Raw genomic sequence first — 16,124 nt, 5'->3', positions numbered from 1 at the left:
TCTCTGGGTGTGAGCAGGTGATACAAACTAAGTTATGGCGAGACGTAATTACAACGTCGGGAAAAGGGTTACTCGTTGTTTTAATCATGACGATTATTGCAGTTGCAGTGACTTTAGATTATCAGGTTAACTTGCAATCGGGAATTACACTTCCGTTACTCGTCTCACTTTTAGGAAGTGCAGTTGGGGGAACAGTGGTTATTCCTGTCTTAAAACGCTTAAAGGCGGGGCAATTTATTCGCGAGGATGGCCCCCAAAGTCATCTTAAAAAAGCGGGAACACCGACCATGGGCGGTGCATTTTTTATTCCGATCGCGCTGTTGATTGCGGTATTCTGGTCAGGGTTTGATCCGCAAGTGATCGCAGTTTCTCTCATCACCCTCAGTTACGCCCTGATTGGCTTGGTAGATGATTGGCAGATTCTAGTTAAAAAATCAAATAAAGGGATTTCCCCACGGGCCAAACTCGGGTTACAGATTCTCAGCGCGATCGCGTTTTGTGTGTGGCTAGGGGTTTCCTCTCCCGCTACCCTTACTAATGTTCCCCTTCCCTTCAATATTATTTTGCCTCTAGGCTTTCTCTTTTGGCCCCTGGCGGTGTTTGTGTTTGCAGCCGAAAGTAATGCTACAAATTTAACCGATGGGGTGGATGGTTTAGCTGGGGGGACCTGCGCGATCGCGTTTTTAGGCTTAAGCAGCATTTTACTCGTTTCTAATCCGCCACTGGCTTTGTTTTGTGCTTGTCTGAGTGGGGCTTGTGTCGGCTTTGTCGTTCACAATCGCAATCCTGCTAAAGTATTTATGGGCGACACAGGATCTCTTGCTTTAGGTGCAGGTTTAGCAGCCGTGGGAATCAGCAGCCAGCAACTTTTTCCCTTATTTATCATCAGTGGAATTTTCTTTGCCGAATCCTTATCTGTTATTGTGCAAGTGGGATATTACAAAGCAACAAAAGATGAAAACGGAGTCGGGAAACGCTTATTCAAAATGTCACCATTACACCATCATTTAGAATTAAGTGGTTGGTCAGAAATTCAAATTGTTGGGGCTTTTTACGCGATCGCGCTTCTTTTAGCCCTCTTAACTTTTTTCCTTCATTAGGTAGAAACGTTCCCTAGAACGTCTGTACATTAGTCATTTTTTATTTGGTCACTGGTAACTGTTGCCGAGGGATTGTAAACTGATATCTTCCTGCTGCATAAGGAGCAATTTCATAGGTGTTATAAAAGAAGAGTAATCCTTCTTGCGTAATGGCAAAATTTTCGGGTAAGGTCAGTTGATTTTCAAATAAGCCTGCTTCAGTTAACGGTCGATTCGGTGCGACATCATAGACTTCTCGAAATCTTTTTTCAGCCACTTCAAGAACTGTTTCTTCTTCCGTAATCAGATCTTTTAGTTGAATAATATCTCCAGTTTTTTTATTAAAATTGAGATAAGTTTGATAAGAATTGGGATGAGCACCCCCCATATAAGAATACTCCGACAGGACAACAGTAATTGTATTTTCGGTTTCGCTGATTTGTTCTCCAGTTAATTCAATTGTCCAATGATTCGCCACCTGCATGGTTGCATCCTGAAAAGTTTGGTTAAAATCAAGAAAAATTGCTTCAACAATTTGATCTAAATCTTGCTGCTTATTTTCATCATCCTCAGAAAAGTTGTAATCACTGATTGACTGGAGGACTTGCTCTTGAATGGATCGATTAACTCTTTTCAAAATTTCATCATTGCTCCCTTGGAATTGGGGATAATTGACAGTAATTTCAAAACATGGTTTTCCCTCTGCTTCACAGTTTCCAGTTTGCCATTTTTGTTCACTGATTTTAATTGTCAAGTTTGGTTGTTCTGTGAGGATAAAAGGAGAATTACCCGATGATTGAAAAGACTGATTTTTGATCTGATCTCCACAGGAAATAAGGAGAAGAATACAAAGTAAACTCAGACTATTTTGAAGTTTCATATTCTTATATAGCAATCCCAAATGAATTGTAAATTAATCCCCCCTAGCCCCCCTTAGAAAGGGGGAACGGTTAATCAACTTGTTACAAATGATTTAGGATCGCTATAGCAATCCTAAACAGTTGTAACTTCCTGCTTATGATCCCCCCTTTAATTCTCCTCTTAATAATGAGGGATAGGGGGGATCGTAAGTTAAGCTACTTTTTAAAAAATGAGATTATAGCAATCAGCAACGATTCATGAGAATTGTTTGTTGCCTCTTGCCTGGGGCAACTTGCCTTAAACCAGAATTGCTGTCTCACAACTGATTCCTGACTGCTATATATGGCTATATTTTCAATATTAACTATAGCATTTCTTAGTGGGTTGAGGACAGTGACCAGTGATCGCACTAAAGACCTTCCATGGAACGTCTCCACAGAACAAAGAACAAAAATAATGTTATCTTACTGTATTAAAATAAAAGAAAAATTGAACTGGTATCATCTAGAAACAATGGATGAACTGCGCTTAAAGGAACTCATTCACCAAATCAAAACCCAACTCCGAGGAAATCTTCATATTGCAAGCGTTGATCCTCATAATCCTGTTGTTATCTATCATATCCCTCAACCATGGGAAAAAGTCGGAACGGGAAATTATGCAGCAGTTTTTTCTCATCCAGACTATCCCGAAGTCGTTGTTAAAATTTACGCACCCGATCGTCCAGGGTTTGAAGAAGAAAAGGAAGTGTATCAACGTTTAGGGAAGCATCCCGCTTATTCCCAATGTTTTTACGCCGAAGATAATTGCTTGATCCTGAAACGATTACAAGGGGTTACCCTTTATGATAGCGTCAATCGAGGATTGAAAATTCCGAAACAGGTCATTGAAGATATTGATTCCGCCTTAGATTATGCCCGAGAACAAGGCTTATTTCCTCATGATGTCCATGGAAAAAATGTCATGATGTGGCAAGGGAAAGGGTATGTGGTGGATGTGTCTGATTTTCTGAAGCTGGAATCTTGTTCTGCGTGGGATAATTTGAAAACGGCTTATTATTGGCTCTATCGACCGATTCTGGCCCCCCTCAATCTCCGCATTCCTTATTTACTCCTTGATGGCGTGCGCAGTAGTTATCGCGCGTCTCGGAGTTTATTGGATATTCGACGGAATCGCTAAACTTGAATGGATCATGCTCAACTGGAGTCAAGTCTCGCAGGAGATTTTATCGTTATTTTTACATCCTAATTGTCCCTTATGTGGGCGTAGTGCAGAACAGGTGATTTGCAAAAATTGTGAGCGTCAACTGCAACAGTGTCGGTTATCTCAAGCTCAGTTTAAGGGAAAAGGAGGGATTTCTGTATTTGCTTGGGGAAACTATGGGGGATTGCTGAAACGCGCGATCGCGCAACTCAAATATGAAAAGCAGCCTCAATTGGCGCGTCCCTTGGGATCATATCTTGCTCAAACCTGGTTAACGATGAATGCTGCGACTGTGTCTCGTCAGCCAATTGTTGTTCCCATTCCCCTGCATCGCAAAAAACAAACGCAACGGGGGTATAATCAAGCGGAGTTAATTGCTCGTTCCTTCTGTGAAATCACTGGCTTACGATTACAAGCACAGGGTTTAAAGCGGGTCAAAAATACGGAGGCTTTGTTTGGTCTCAACCCGAAAGAACGAGAAAAGGCGGTCATGGAGGCGTTTCAGGTGGGGAAAGGGTTAAAAGCTCAACAGAGGGTAATTTTGATTGATGATATCTACACCACAGGAACAACGGTACAAACTGCTCAAAACACCTTGCAGCAAGGGGGAATGAAGGTCATCGCTGTTGGCGCGATCGCTGCATCACAAGCGGAATCAAGGGCTAAATTTTGACATCAGAAAAAGATTCGCGCTCCCTTGAGGATAAGGTACAATCGAGAGCGAGCCTTGGTTCCTCGGACAGATGCAAGAACATCAGGATTACTATACAATTCTCCGTCTTTCAGAAAACGCAACTTTGGAAGAAATTAAACGGTCTTTCCGGCGACTTGCTCGGGATTGTCATCCAGATTTACATCCCAATGATGCCAAAGCTGCGGAACGGTTTCGTCTTCTTCGAGAAGCCTACGAAGTTTTAAGTGATTCCGCAAGGCGCAGTCGCTACGACCGTCGTCGCGGTACGAATTTATCCCAGAGTGAGGAAAAAGCCAGCCCTCAAGTGTATTATGTGCGGGGAGTGGAAAAAATTCTGGTGAGAGATTATCGGGGGGCAATTACCGCACTTTCTGAGGCAATTCGGCTCAATAGTCGTTTTATTGAAGCCTATCTGAAACGCTGTGAAGCCTATATTGCGATTGGGAACGAACGGGCTGCTTTAGAAGATTGCCAATTGATTTTAAGATATCAACCAGATAGCGCGATCGCGTATTACTACCGAGGACGAGCTCGTCAACGTCTTGGCTATGCTGACTCGGCTCTCAAAGCCTATACGAAAGCCATCCGCTTAGATCCTAACTTTGCTCCCTCCTACTATTATCGTGGGGTTGCTAACCACGAATTACGCTATCGCCAGCGAGCTATTTCTGATTGGCGAGAGTACACGGAACTGTGCAAGAAACAGGGAAATCTCCAAGGCTACCGACTTGGGATGAGAGCCTTGAGTCAGTACAGTTGGCTGCCCCTGAAATTTGGTAACCGCACCCTAGAACAGTGGTGGTATAAAGGAGTGGACAGTTTTTCTCCCAATGGTAATGACCGCAATGCTCAAGCCTGGCATCAGTTTCAACATCAGTTAGCAGGGGGAATGCGTTTTCTGCAACTGAGTGTACAAACGGGGATTCTGACGTTACTACAACTCTTAAAAAACCCGGTCGGTGGGATTTTATCAGCTTATGGCTCTTTAGAACCTAAAATGGCAATGCTGATTTCTTTTGGGTTTATTTTCTTGGCAGAAGCGGGCTTTTGGGTGGGAATGTCATCTCGGTTTTCGGAGAATGAAGGGGCAACATTCCGTTGGCTCATACTGGGGATGATCCCGATCATCAGTTTATTTCTAATTATTGGGCTCACCCGTTCTCTGTTCCAAGCCTCTCGCCCTTGGACTGGAGATTTATTTATGGCGAGTAGTGCGATTTTACCTTTAGCAGCGTTTTCGTTTTGTAGTGCCTTTTTTGATTTGATGCCAAACCTGATCGTTTTCGGACTTGCTGTTTTTAGCGTCTCCCACACGATTTTACTCCTGTATGGGGGGTGTTCCCAACTTCTTAATCTCTCAGAATCTCTATCAGCACTGATTGTGCCCACGATGATTATTGTGACCACCTTCCTCACTTGGCTGGGACTTTCTATTTTCTTCTAGCCCCTGCTTTGCCCAACTTTAACCTCTCAGGCGACACCTAACCGACCAGAAGTGCGAGTCAAGGGTTGATCTCAAAAATAAAACTGCTACAATTAAAGTTTATAGTAAATTAGTGTTGCCGGCGATAAATGTAAAAAACGATCAACTCAACATGACTTTAGGGAAAGATGAGGGTAAGGAAACTCTCCCGTCTTGAAAAACGTCCCATGAAATCAGTTATCATATCAATAAAGCAAACTCGTAACTACTTCGCATAATCAAACATGATGAGAATAGCAGATTAGGCTCGATAATCTTGCTGCATCCAGACGCGCTCAGGATCAATCCACCAGCCAATTCTCTATGGATCTGTCAACAGCAGGATGTAAGGTTTGATTAATCATAGCTATGCTAGGGGTAAGGGATGAGTCCCCACCCAGTGAAAGCAACCCAAGTTTCCAAAAACAACTGCTTATCAACGGAGTCACTGACAATTACAGATGCCCACTGCAAAACTAGACCAAAACAACGATAAGCCAATCTTTTCTGCTGATATGGTGCGAACCTATCTCCATGAGATCGGTCGTGTTCCCTTGCTAACCCACGAGCAAGAAATCATCTTGGGAAAGCAAGTGCAGAAGATGATGAAGCTAATAGAACAAAAAGAAGAATTAGAAGAAGAGCTGGGACGAGAAGCGACCGACGAAGAATGGACGCAAAAAGCTGGAATTAGCCAAGAAGAGCTACAGAAGGCAATGCGGGAAGGCAATCGCGCCAAACGCAAAATGATTGAGGCAAACTTGCGTTTGGTCGTCGCGATCGCGAAGAAGTACCAAAAGCGTAACATGGAATTCTTGGATTTGATTCAAGAAGGAACGCTCGGGCTCGAACGGGGTGTTGAGAAATTTGACCCCACCCGTGGTTATAAGTTCTCCACCTATGCTTACTGGTGGATTCGCCAAGCTATTACTCGCGCGATCGCGCAACAGGCTCGGGCAATTCGCTTACCGATTCACATTACCGAAAAACTGAACAAAATCAAGAAAGTTCAAAGGGAACTGGCGCAGAAACTGGGGCGAAATGCCACTCCCACCGAAATTGCGGAAGAACTGGGCTTAGAACCCTCGCAAATTCGGGAGTATCTCAGCATTGCTCGGCAACCGATTTCTCTTGATGTGCGTGTCGGGGATAATCAAGACACGGAGCTTTCAGAATTACTAGAAGATGATGAAAACTCCCCTGAGACTTATCTCACCCAAGAGTCCATGCGTCAAGACATTGATTCCATGCTTTCGGAATTAACGCCTCAGCAGCGAGAAGTGCTTTCCTTGCGCTTTGGCTTAGAAGATGGTAACGAGCTTTCCTTGGCAAAAGTTGGCAAAAAACTGAACTTGAGCCGAGAACGAGTCCGTCAACTGGAACATCAAGCCCTCGCTAAACTGCGCCGTCGTCGCGCTGGCGTGCAAGAATATATCGCTGCGAGTTAAAAGTCTCGCCTCAGTTGATAAGGTCATCTTAGCAAGGGGGGAAACTCCCTTGTTTCTTGACGCTTGCCCCAGAAAAAGCCCCCTTAGCCTCACGCCAAGGGGTCACTTTTTTACTTACCGCAACGCCGTTTTACCTCAGTTTATGACCTCCTGTAAACAGGTGGGTACCGACATCTCGCTTTAAGTTTCCGGGTACAAGCCCGGTTTACTGCCACGAGAGGGGTTGGTTCCCTTATAGGTCTTGCTTGTAGATCAAAAAACTATATTGGCAGTCACCAACGTCGCAGCAATGATTTTTCAGGATCAGAATATAACCAATCCAATTCAGTATTGATCATAACTTGTCATGGGGGGGAATTGACAAGAGATCAAAGAAAGAAGACAATATTTAATTCTCCTCATCTTCCAAGTCATCTTCATCGTTAAAGCCACTGACTTGTTTAAGATGAATATGTTTACGCCCCAAGGTGATTTCAAATTCATCCCCTGGTTTCAAGCCCATTTTTTTCGTGTAAGCAGCCCCAATTAATAAGTTGCCATTGGACTGAACACTAATTTTATAACTTGCTGAACGCCCACCGCGCCCTTGCCCATTTCCATTACTATCTAAGCGAATTCCTTCTGCATCCATTAGAGCATTAAGAAATTTCATCATATTGACTCGTTGGACACCGTTTTTTGTTTCGGTGTAGTAACCACAAGCCTTAGCTTTTTCTTCCCTACTGAGGTTTCCCAAATCTTTAACTTTTTGGAGCAAAGCCTCACCAGTTAAGGGGTTTCCTTTTTTTTGTGCCATCAACTGGAACTCTTAATTGATTAATTTTCACCTTTCTACTTTAGCTGTTTTTTATGTCTAAGCGCAATTAAATTATTAACGCTTAGTCCACCAGCTTCTACAAACTATATTACATTTGTTTGAAGAAATCAATCATGAGCATTTTCTACTTGGAAAATTTTCAAATCTTGCTGGGAATGATCAGGGAATCTAAACGGTAACATTGATAACAGCTTTCTTTTCCAGATAGCATTGATCTCACTCTTTGACCCGTCAATTGAAAACTGACTTCCGAGTGACAAACCCTCTTTCTCTCCTGGTGGAATCAATGAATGATATCGTGATAGTATTTTCCTTGGGATCAGGAACTGTTTCCGCTTAAGGTTAGGGCTTCCCTTGTCCTCATTGTTATTAACTTGACCAAAATGAAATTGACGACTCGTGGACACTATAGCGTTAAAGCATTACTGGATTTAAGTTTACACTCACGTCTCGGTCCCACGTCTGCTGGCGCGATCGCGCAACGCCAAGGATTACCACCAGCTTATTTAGAAAAACTGTTGATTGCAATGCGGAAAGCAGGTTTAGTCCAGTCTGTCAGGGGAGCGCAAGGGGGTTATCAACTCGCCCGAGAACCCCAAGAGATTTTTTTAGGGCAAATTCTAGAAGCAGTTGGTGAGACAATTGACCCTTTACCTCGTCATACTCCTGATGCTGAACAAACAGAAGATTGGGTTACTTATAGCCTCTGGCGACAACTGTATCAAAAATTAAAAGAAGCCTTATATAGTATTAGTCTTGCTGATTTATATTATGATGCTCGGAGTTGGCAAGCAGCCCAAGGGGAAGAAACAAATTTTGTGGTTTAAACATGATTGATTATGGTGCAACAGCTTTACTAATTTCTGCCTTTGTTGATTATCTAATTGCTGATCCACCAGCTTTTCCTCATCCTGTCCAAGTGATGGGAAGTCTGATTTCCTTTATCACTAAAACCGTTACCCATTTGACTAAGAATTCCACCCGGCGTCGCCTTGCTGGAATCGGTCTGGGAATTGGTTTAATTTTTGGGAGTGGGGGCTTGGTTTGGCTAATCCTTGAACTAACTCAACAAGTCTCTCTCATCCTTCGTTTGACCTTAGAAGTTATTTTACTCGCCAGTTGTTTTGCGGGGCGAAGTTTAAGACAAGCAGCGAGTGCGGTATTAACGCCATTAAAGAATAATGATATTGAAACGGCTCGCACTCAACTGAGTTATTATGTGGGTCGAGATACAGAGGGCTTATCCTCAACAGAAATTTCCCGAGCAGTCTTAGAAACAGTTGCTGAAAATACCACTGATGGCGTAACAGCACCTTTATTTTATGCGATTGTCGGGTTATTCACCGTGGGTAGTGTTCCCCTTGCTATGGCGTATAAAGCAGCAAGCACTCTAGACTCAATGGTTGGGTATCAACGAGAACCGTTGATCGATATCGGGTGGTTTAGTGCTAAATTTGAAGATATTTTGACTTGGCTTCCCTGTCGCCTGACAGTATTGACGATTGGTTTAAGTGCCCGTCAACCCCTTAAAGTGTGGCGAATTTGTCAGCGAGATGCCACAAAAGATCCTAGTCCCAATGCGGGCTGGAGTGAATGTGCTTATGCGGTCGTGTTGGGAGTACAGTTAGGGGGAAGAAATACTTATCAGGGGGTCATCAAAGAAAAGCCTTTATTAGGTGATCCAGATGAACCCATTACAGAGGAAAAAATTGAGCAAGCCTTACACTTAACTCGCCTCTGTTTTCTGACCTGGTTATTCTTAGGGTTGATATTATTTGTTTTCGTGAGGGGGCTTTTAACAGAAAGTTAAAAGTTAACCATTTCTTAACTTAGTTGGTCAAATTAAATACTATAATCGTGGGGTGGCTAAGTTTAACTGATCGATAACCAAGACAGTTAAAGAATAAGTCATTTTTAGCGGTGAGTTACATCGTGTTAGCCTGTGGACTAGATAACGCCGACGTTGCTAGGAAAGATCCAATGGAAAGGAAGCAGGAAGTGGACATCAGACTCTATCAGGCTTTTAGAAGCTATGGTCAAGTTTGAGTAAGTTCCTCATAACGGTAGTTGTAGGTTGGGTTTCGTTCTGCCCTTGTTTCCCCCCTTAGTGAGCAGGGGGCGAAGGGGGCATTAATTTATAATTCTTATCGATTGCTGTATATAATTAAGAAACAACTCTTCGCTTCCAATCAGAAAAATGGGCTTGCTCAGATGAGTTTTGGTCAGAGGTAAGTTCTTTAATTTTGGCTATTTTGGTTGTACTAAAAGTTTGTAAATAAGATTGAAACAGGGGAGAAAGGATAATAAATCCAGAGCTTATTTTCAGCAGCGATCGCGCAGCTAAGAACTGTAGAGCTTCATCAATTTGATCCCTTGATAGCCCCGTATTGAGAGAATATAAATATTGGTTTGGAAACGGATTACATTCGTCTTTTAGAGATAAGAGTACCGTTTTTTCTAGATTGGATAAACGCTTAAATTCTTGATGAAAGCCTTGGATGATTTCACCAAATATAAACTTTCCATCTTCTAAAAATGCCGATAACTGTCCCGAGTAAGTTTTTTTAATCTCGAAAGCAGCTTTCTTTAGAGCCCAAGGATTCCCCTCATATTTAATCCATAACTTCTGTAATGACTCTGGATCTCCCTTTATTCCGAATTCAGCTAAAAAATTTTCACTCTTTTCTCCTAATAATCCTGTTAATTGAATAGCATAAAAACCAGATTGCTTTTTGAGTTTTCTGGTATAGTCTTCAGGATGATCTCTTGATGTAAAAATTAAGTAGCTCTGATGCTTTTCTGTTACTAGACGTTGAATTAGATCTCGATAAGGTTGATACTTTGTATAATACCGTCCTGTTTTTAATCTGGATGAAAAAAGCTGTTCTAATTGATCGAGAACCAATAAACAACGCTTTTTTTTAACCACGTTGATTAAGTTATTAATTCTCTGCTTAATACTGAGAGAAGTAGAAGGTTGTGATCGTCCTGTTAGAGACAACATCGTCTGATCATACCAGTCTGGAAAGGAAAGTTTTTCCGTTTGAAAAGAATGCCAAACAACTACTTCAAAATCGCGCCCAATGTGTTGCGTAATCCCTTGCGCTAAAGTGGATTTTCCCGTCCCGATCATGCCAAAAATACCAATGACCTGATAATAATCATCAATGATGGCTTGGCTCAAATGGGTTTCGTAAAGGTAGGGTTGATAATAGTAAGGTAAAGGAATCAGTTGATTATAGTAATAAAAGGGTGCGTAAGATGCGAACTGAGAGTGGTATAAAACATGATGTATTGTCTCCTTATTCATTCTTGCTTGAAATAAATTAGAAAGACGCTTCCACATTTTACCAGCGAGATAGCGAATATAATGAGGACTATAATTTAGTTTCTGAGCGATTCCTGAATAGGTAATTCCCTGCCAACTGTCAGCAAGAATTTGACGCTCGATCGCGCTGAGAAGAGGACGGTGACATTGCTTCAGAGCAATATTCACTAAATTAACTGCTTCTTCACTATTCATGATCAGACTTTCCTTGCCATTATTTTTTAGGGAATTTTTCGTATAATTCATTACGGAAATACTCAACTTTCCAGCTAATTTTATTTCCGAAATATAGCATTACTGAATTAGAATTAGCGATGTTTTATGGCTCAAAAATAAAAAATTATGAGTTTTATTAGTTTTCGCTTTCCTAAATCTAGAATCAGTGAAAAACAATATGACTTTTATATGAAGTTTAAAGCTTGTCTTTTGAGGGAAATTAAACTACAATTGTCTTCTATAGCGTTTCTGAGTCGGTTGAGTGGGGAAAGGAACAAGGAGAGGGGGTGAGCAACGAACAGTTACTCGTGATCAGTGACCAGTTACCAAAGAACGAAGAACAAAGAACGAAGAACAAAAATTTAGAATGTACCTCAAGAAGCGTGAGAACTGCTATAGGATAAAATTGTTTCCGCAGGTCAAGGGTGAGAAACGCTCAACGGGTTGATTAAACTAGAAAGGCATCGCTTTATTGCCGAGAAACCTATGCAGCCTGTTGATTTAACCACTCTCCGAGCCGTTTGTGCAGAACTACGAAGTCTTTGGCTACCAGCCCGTTTAGAACAAGTGTATCAGCGCGATCGCGCGACCATTGCCCTAGCCCTCCGCACCCTGCAAGGACGAGACTGGTTAACCCTCTCTTGGCATCCCCAAGCTGCAAGAATTTGTATTGCCGATCCCCCACCACGGACACCAGATACCTTCACCTTTAGCGACCAACTCCGCCATCAACTGCAAGGGTTAGCCCTCACTGGGATTCCTCTCATTTCCCCATGGGAACGGGTAATTGACTTTCAGTTTGCCCCTCGCCCTGGGGATGACCCCCTATGGCATCTCTACGCCGAAATCATGGGCAAATATAGCAATGTCATTCTCACCGATGCTAAGCAACAAATTATCACTGCAGCCCACCAAGTCAGCCCTGAAAAATCGAAACTGCGTCCCATTCAAACTGGACAACTGTACGAACCCCCACCCGCCCTCACGGGTGACATCCCCAGTCGTGAAGAATCACAAGACCGTTGGCAAGAAAAAGTCAGTCTGATCCCAGGAGAACTGAAACGACAACTGCTTAAAACTTATCGCGGGTTAGGCCCCAATCTCGTTACTGCGATGATCCAACGAGCGGGCTTAAACCCGCAACAAACCACAGATACTCTCACCTCTGAAAACTGGCAAACCTTATTTCAAGTCTGGCAAGAATGGTTAGAGATTCTCGAAACCGAACAATTCCAACCGGGATGGACAGAAAACGGCTTTACCGTTCTCGGTTGGGGAATGATAGAAGCCGTGTCTTCCGTGCAAGTTCTCCTCAAAACTTACTATAGCGAACAACTCAATCAACAGAGCTTTCAACAACTACATCATCAACTGCTGCAAAAAGTGGGTAGTTTGATCAAAAAACAAGTTCAGAAACAACAAACCTTTCAGGAACGCCTCCAACAGTCAGACGATGCAGAAATGGAACGGCAACGAGGGGATTTACTCATGGCATATTCCTATCAATGGCAACCCGGACAAACCAGTATGGAATTGCCTGATTTTGAAACGGGGGAGTTAGTTAAGATTCCCCTCAACCCTGAAAAAAATGCCGTGCAGAATGCCCAAGCCTACTATAAACGCCATCAAAAACTGAAACGCGCCCGCCAGGCTGTAGAACCCCTTTTAGAAGAAACCAATCGTGAAATTAAGTATTTGCAGCAAGTAGAAGCAGCCCTCCAGCAATTAGAACGCTATCAAAAAGATGAAGATTTACAAACCCTAAAAGAAATTCAAGAAGAATTGATTGAACAGGGGTATATTATCCCGCAACGAGAACGGGGGAGCACCGAAGAAGCGCAACCGATCACCTATAAAACTCCCAGTGGTTACGAAGTCTTAATCGGGCGAAACAACCGACAAAATGATCAACTGACGTTTCGGACTGCCGTTGATTACGATTTATGGTTTCATTCTCAAGAAATTCCAGGGAGTCATGTTTTATTACGATTACCCCCAGGAGCAGTTCCTGATCAAAATGATTTGCAATTTGTTGCTAATATTGCAGCTTATTATTCCCGCGCCCGAGAAAGTCAACAAGTTCCTGTGATTTATACTAAACCTAAGTATGTTTATAAACCGAAAGGCGCAAAACCAGGGATGGCACTTTACGATCATGAAACCGTAATTTGGGGGTATCCAGAAATGGTTGCTGATCGTATCATTGAAAAGTGAAAATGAACATCCAATTGTGGAGATGGCTGAGTAACAAAAAACTTATTACTTTCCATTGCTAGCAAAGGGGGCGAGGTGGGGAGTGGACGAATATGAGTTCCCCTAATTAGAAGTTCAGCAAGACTAACCGAATCACTGGACATTAACTGACATGATCGTTAGTTAGGTTTTCAATTCAAGTCAAAACACAGTCCAGTCTTGTCAAGTAAATAGCCTATTTAGGAGTTAGCAGTTTAAGCAGATGACAGACATATTGTTGGAAGAGCTTACTGAAAAAGATTTAGAGTGGCTTGTTTCCATCGGTGAGAAGCAAGACCTATCAGCAGGGACGATGTTAATTCAACAGCAGAAGACCCTTAGCCAATTTTATATTATCCTACAAGGCAGTCTGAATGCAGTGGTTGCGAATAACCCAGAAAGTGTTCTCGGACGAGCCTATTCTGCACTGTCCAGTGACTCAGAATTGGAGCAGGAATTATTCTCATTAGGGGAAGGAGATATTGCTGGAGAAGGCGCAATGTTAAGGGATGTGGGTTCTCCGATCGCGATTCGTGCTGAGACGGAGGTGAGTGCCATTGCTGTGCCCTGTCAATCTCTGCAACAGCAGTTGAAAAAATCTCCAGAGGTTGCCTCTCGATTTTATCGCGCGATCGCGCTGCTGTTACTGACCCGTTATGAATCTCTGTTAGACCAGTTTATCAATCGCAAAGGGATTCAAGTGTCTCCTTTAGAAGAAACCCCCTTGATCTTCGGGGAACTGTATGACAGTGACGTGGATTGGATGATCGAACAGGGGACAGTGCAAGCTGTGCCCGCTCAAACCACGTTGATCCAAGGGGGGCGAGCCACCGATACCCTTTATGTTGTCTTGCGAGGTGTGTTGTCGATCTCAGTTAGCGAAAAAAATCCACCGCTCTCAACACAGTGTTTACGAAGTTAATGAGCTCAGACACAGAAGGAGAAGCCCCCTTAGGACGAGAAATTTCCCGCGTCTCTAAAGGAGAAATTGTCGGGGAAACCAGCTTGTTAGACTCCCGACTGTCTAAATTTACAGTCACCGCTGCCGAAGATGCCCTCGTTCTGGCTATTCCGCGTCAGACTCTCTTCCTACAACTGCAACAAAAACCAGCAATGAGTGCTCGCTTTTATCGGATTTTAGCCCTTTTGCTCTCAGAACGGTTGACAGGATTTATTAATCGCATCAGCTATGGTAAACGACCTTACAAGTCTGGTCAATCCCTAGCTGCGGATATGACTTATGAAGACGAAGCCGATCTGGACGCGATCGATAACCTCACCCTCGGTGGGGCGCGATTTGACTGGATGCTCCGACGTTTACAGGTAGAACGGAAATGAGTCAAAACACAAAGCAAAACAATCAACTCTTTCGTCAACAAGCCTTAGAAGAACTGTCTTCTCCCGAACAACTGGATCAAGTGGTTCAGGTAGTCAACCCCAGAGCATGGATTCCCTTAACCGCCATTGGAGTTTTGATTACCGCCACCGCCATCTGGGGCTTTATGGGACGCTTACCCTTAAAAGTATCTGGACAAGGGGTCTTAATGCGACCAAAAGAAGTTGTCCCCGTGGAAGGATCGGGTCGCGGAAAAATTCTGACTTTGAATGTGCAACCGACTCAACCAGTACAAAAGGGACAAGTGATTGGTAACCTTGACCAATCTTCCATCAAGCAGCAATTACAGCAAGCACAAGCAAGACTACAACGGTTACAAAATCAAACGGAACAAACTGAGACCCTAGAAGAACAACAAGTCCGTCTTCAGCGAACCGTGATTGAACAGCAACGAGCAGCACTGAAATCCAATCTTAGCACTTTAGAAGAACTGAATCCGATTATACGGGAACAGGGATTAAAAACGATTCAAGAAAATCGTCGTAGCTTGCAAGTGCGTTTAGACCAGTTGCAAGAATTACTCCCCAACTTAAAAGAGCGGGTGGATAGCTTACGTCGTTTATCTGAAGAAAAAGCAATTAGGCGAGATCGCTTCCTCCAAGCACAGCGAGAATACTTCCAAAGTCTGGCTCAAATTTCTGACGCTGAAACGCAATTGCGCGAGTTAGATCTCAAAGAAACCCAAACCCAACGCCAATATTTAGATAATCTTAACCGCATTAAAGAGATTCAAGCGCAATTAGGGGATCTCGCCAGACAAGAAAAAGAATTAGAGCAACAACGACAGCGCACAGATTTTGATAGTGAGAACAAAATTGAAAATGTGCGGGAAAAAATTGCTCAGTTACAGTTAGAACTGGAAACACAAGGGAAAATTACCAGCCCTGACCAAGGAAAACTCTTGGAGTGGTCTGTTGTGGAAGGAGAAATGATTCAGCCAGGACAACGGGTTGCTTCTTTGGAAGTGGAAGATGATGAGGGGAAACTCCTCACCTTGGCTTATTTTCCCAGTGAAGATGGGAAAAAAATTAGTGCGGGGATGAAAGCACAAGTTACTCCCACCACTGTGAAGCGAGAGCGATATGGGGGAATTATGGGGGAAGTGGTCTCCGTTTCTCGTTTCCCTGTTACCACTGAGCAAATTACCTCGGACTTGGGAAATCAGGAACTGGCAAGAAATTTCACAAGGAATCGTGCTCCGCTTCAAGTCACTATTAAACTACAATCTCGAACCGAAGGCAAGGAAGGATATCAGTGGACATCTTCCGATGGTCCCCCTCAACCGATTACTTCTGGTACTACTGCAACAGTACAAGTGCGAGTGGGCGAAATTGCTCCTGTGGCTTATGTGATTCCTCTCTTTCGCTCTTGGACGGGGATTTATTAGG

General features: G+C 43.1%; 14 protein-coding genes and 1 other RNA gene. 11 read left to right on the top strand and 4 right to left on the bottom strand.

Annotation, left to right across the window (positions count from 1 at the left end; translation table 11 throughout):
• Positions 1-86 precede the first annotated feature (86 nt).
• On the top strand, positions 87-1,100 hold the full coding sequence (gene mraY / locus PCC7418_RS01110; protein ID WP_015224332.1) for a phospho-N-acetylmuramoyl-pentapeptide-transferase: 1,014 nt from the start codon (positions 87-89) through the stop codon (positions 1,098-1,100).
• Positions 1,101-1,140: 40 nt separating this feature from the next.
• On the opposite strand, the gene PCC7418_RS01105 is transcribed toward mraY, so the two are convergent.
• Positions 1,141-1,959: a DUF3298 and DUF4163 domain-containing protein gene (locus tag PCC7418_RS01105; RefSeq protein ID WP_015224331.1), complete on the bottom strand. Its 819-nt coding sequence runs from the start codon at positions 1,957-1,959 to the stop codon at positions 1,141-1,143.
• Between the two features lie 437 nt (positions 1,960-2,396).
• Here PCC7418_RS01105 and PCC7418_RS01100 point away from each other — a divergent pair, with 437 nt between their 5' ends.
• The 4 genes from PCC7418_RS01100 to PCC7418_RS01085 all read left to right on the top strand — a co-directional run bounded on the left by PCC7418_RS01100 (position 2,397) and on the right by PCC7418_RS01085 (position 6,747).
• Entirely contained in the window at positions 2,397-3,119 is a 723-nt protein-coding gene (locus PCC7418_RS01100) for a serine/threonine protein kinase (protein WP_015224330.1), read from the top strand.
• 13 nt (positions 3,120-3,132) lie between these two features.
• On the top strand, positions 3,133-3,816 hold the full coding sequence (locus tag PCC7418_RS01095; protein WP_015224329.1) for a ComF family protein: 684 nt from the start codon (positions 3,133-3,135) through the stop codon (positions 3,814-3,816).
• Between the two features lie 70 nt (positions 3,817-3,886).
• On the top strand, positions 3,887-5,281 hold the full coding sequence (locus PCC7418_RS01090) for a J domain-containing protein (RefSeq protein ID WP_015224328.1): 1,395 nt from the start codon (positions 3,887-3,889) through the stop codon (positions 5,279-5,281).
• Between the two features lie 479 nt (positions 5,282-5,760).
• Positions 5,761-6,747 (top strand): RNA polymerase sigma factor, RpoD/SigA family, encoded by a 987-nt coding sequence (locus tag PCC7418_RS01085; protein ID WP_015224327.1) that lies wholly within the window; start codon positions 5,761-5,763, stop codon positions 6,745-6,747.
• A gap of 110 nt (positions 6,748-6,857) precedes the next feature.
• On the opposite strand, the gene ssrS is transcribed toward PCC7418_RS01085, so the two are convergent.
• Positions 6,858-7,040: non-coding RNA, 6S RNA (gene ssrS, locus PCC7418_RS19635), on the bottom strand.
• A 95-nt stretch (positions 7,041-7,135) separates the two neighbouring features.
• On the bottom strand, positions 7,136-7,543 hold the full coding sequence (locus PCC7418_RS01080; RefSeq protein ID WP_015224326.1) for an AbrB family transcriptional regulator: 408 nt from the start codon (positions 7,541-7,543) through the stop codon (positions 7,136-7,138).
• Positions 7,544-7,947: 404 nt separating this feature from the next.
• Between PCC7418_RS01080 and PCC7418_RS01070 the strand changes: the two genes are divergently transcribed.
• The gene (locus PCC7418_RS01070; protein ID WP_015224325.1) at positions 7,948-8,391 is read left to right on the top strand and encodes an Rrf2 family transcriptional regulator; all 444 of its coding nucleotides are present in this window, start codon (positions 7,948-7,950) and stop codon (positions 8,389-8,391) included.
• A 2-nt stretch (positions 8,392-8,393) separates the two neighbouring features.
• Positions 8,394-9,374, top strand: a complete 981-nt coding sequence (gene cbiB / locus PCC7418_RS01065) for an adenosylcobinamide-phosphate synthase CbiB (RefSeq protein WP_015224324.1) — start codon at positions 8,394-8,396, stop codon at positions 9,372-9,374.
• A 354-nt stretch (positions 9,375-9,728) separates the two neighbouring features.
• On the opposite strand, the gene PCC7418_RS01060 is transcribed toward cbiB, so the two are convergent.
• Entirely contained in the window at positions 9,729-11,138 is a 1,410-nt protein-coding gene (locus tag PCC7418_RS01060; RefSeq protein WP_083885357.1) for an NB-ARC domain-containing protein, read from the bottom strand.
• A 456-nt stretch (positions 11,139-11,594) separates the two neighbouring features.
• Here PCC7418_RS01060 and PCC7418_RS01055 point away from each other — a divergent pair, with 456 nt between their 5' ends.
• The 4 genes from PCC7418_RS01055 to PCC7418_RS01045 all read left to right on the top strand — a co-directional run bounded on the left by PCC7418_RS01055 (position 11,595) and on the right by PCC7418_RS01045 (position 16,123).
• Entirely contained in the window at positions 11,595-13,322 is a 1,728-nt protein-coding gene (locus PCC7418_RS01055; protein WP_015224322.1) for an NFACT family protein, read from the top strand.
• A gap of 241 nt (positions 13,323-13,563) precedes the next feature.
• The gene (locus tag PCC7418_RS20035; protein ID WP_015224321.1) at positions 13,564-14,262 is read left to right on the top strand and encodes a cyclic nucleotide-binding domain-containing protein; all 699 of its coding nucleotides are present in this window, start codon (positions 13,564-13,566) and stop codon (positions 14,260-14,262) included.
• Positions 14,262-14,678, top strand: coding sequence for a cyclic nucleotide-binding domain-containing protein (locus PCC7418_RS20030; RefSeq protein ID WP_051030511.1), 417 nt, complete (start codon positions 14,262-14,264; stop codon positions 14,676-14,678). Before PCC7418_RS20035 ends, PCC7418_RS20030 begins: the two co-directional genes overlap by 1 nt.
• A complete protein-coding gene (locus tag PCC7418_RS01045) occupies positions 14,675-16,123 on the top strand; it encodes an NHLP bacteriocin system secretion protein (protein ID WP_015224320.1) in 1,449 nt (482 codons plus the stop codon). Before PCC7418_RS20030 ends, PCC7418_RS01045 begins: the two co-directional genes overlap by 4 nt.
• The last annotated feature ends 1 nt before the right edge of the window (position 16,124 follow it).

This window comes from Halothece sp. PCC 7418, assembly GCF_000317635.1.
In the GTDB taxonomy this organism is placed as follows: Bacteria; Cyanobacteriota; Cyanobacteriia; order Cyanobacteriales; family Rubidibacteraceae; genus Halothece.
Note: the sequence above shows the minus strand (reverse complement) of the source record. Positions and strands in the feature narration are given on the sequence as shown.

Coding starts and splice junctions, on each gene's coding strand:
- cbiB (WP_015224324.1), top strand. CDS start 8,394: ATGATTGATTATGGTGCAACAGCTTTACTAATTTCTGCCTTTGTTGAT.
- PCC7418_RS01095 (WP_015224329.1), top strand. CDS start 3,133: ATGCTCAACTGGAGTCAAGTCTCGCAGGAGATTTTATCGTTATTTTTA.
- mraY (WP_015224332.1), top strand. CDS start 87: ATGACGATTATTGCAGTTGCAGTGACTTTAGATTATCAGGTTAACTTG.
- PCC7418_RS01045 (WP_015224320.1), top strand. CDS start 14,675: ATGAGTCAAAACACAAAGCAAAACAATCAACTCTTTCGTCAACAAGCC.
- PCC7418_RS01105 (WP_015224331.1), bottom strand. CDS start 1,959: ATGAAACTTCAAAATAGTCTGAGTTTACTTTGTATTCTTCTCCTTATT.
- PCC7418_RS01085 (WP_015224327.1), top strand. CDS start 5,761: ATGCCCACTGCAAAACTAGACCAAAACAACGATAAGCCAATCTTTTCT.
- PCC7418_RS01080 (WP_015224326.1), bottom strand. CDS start 7,543: ATGGCACAAAAAAAAGGAAACCCCTTAACTGGTGAGGCTTTGCTCCAA.
- PCC7418_RS01100 (WP_015224330.1), top strand. CDS start 2,397: ATGTTATCTTACTGTATTAAAATAAAAGAAAAATTGAACTGGTATCAT.
- PCC7418_RS20030 (WP_051030511.1), top strand. CDS start 14,262: ATGAGCTCAGACACAGAAGGAGAAGCCCCCTTAGGACGAGAAATTTCC.
- PCC7418_RS01090 (WP_015224328.1), top strand. CDS start 3,887: ATGCAAGAACATCAGGATTACTATACAATTCTCCGTCTTTCAGAAAAC.
- PCC7418_RS20035 (WP_015224321.1), top strand. CDS start 13,564: ATGACAGACATATTGTTGGAAGAGCTTACTGAAAAAGATTTAGAGTGG.
- PCC7418_RS01070 (WP_015224325.1), top strand. CDS start 7,948: ATGAAATTGACGACTCGTGGACACTATAGCGTTAAAGCATTACTGGAT.
- PCC7418_RS01055 (WP_015224322.1), top strand. CDS start 11,595: ATGCAGCCTGTTGATTTAACCACTCTCCGAGCCGTTTGTGCAGAACTA.
- PCC7418_RS01060 (WP_083885357.1), bottom strand. CDS start 11,138: ATGAATTATACGAAAAATTCCCTAAAAAATAATGGCAAGGAAAGTCTG.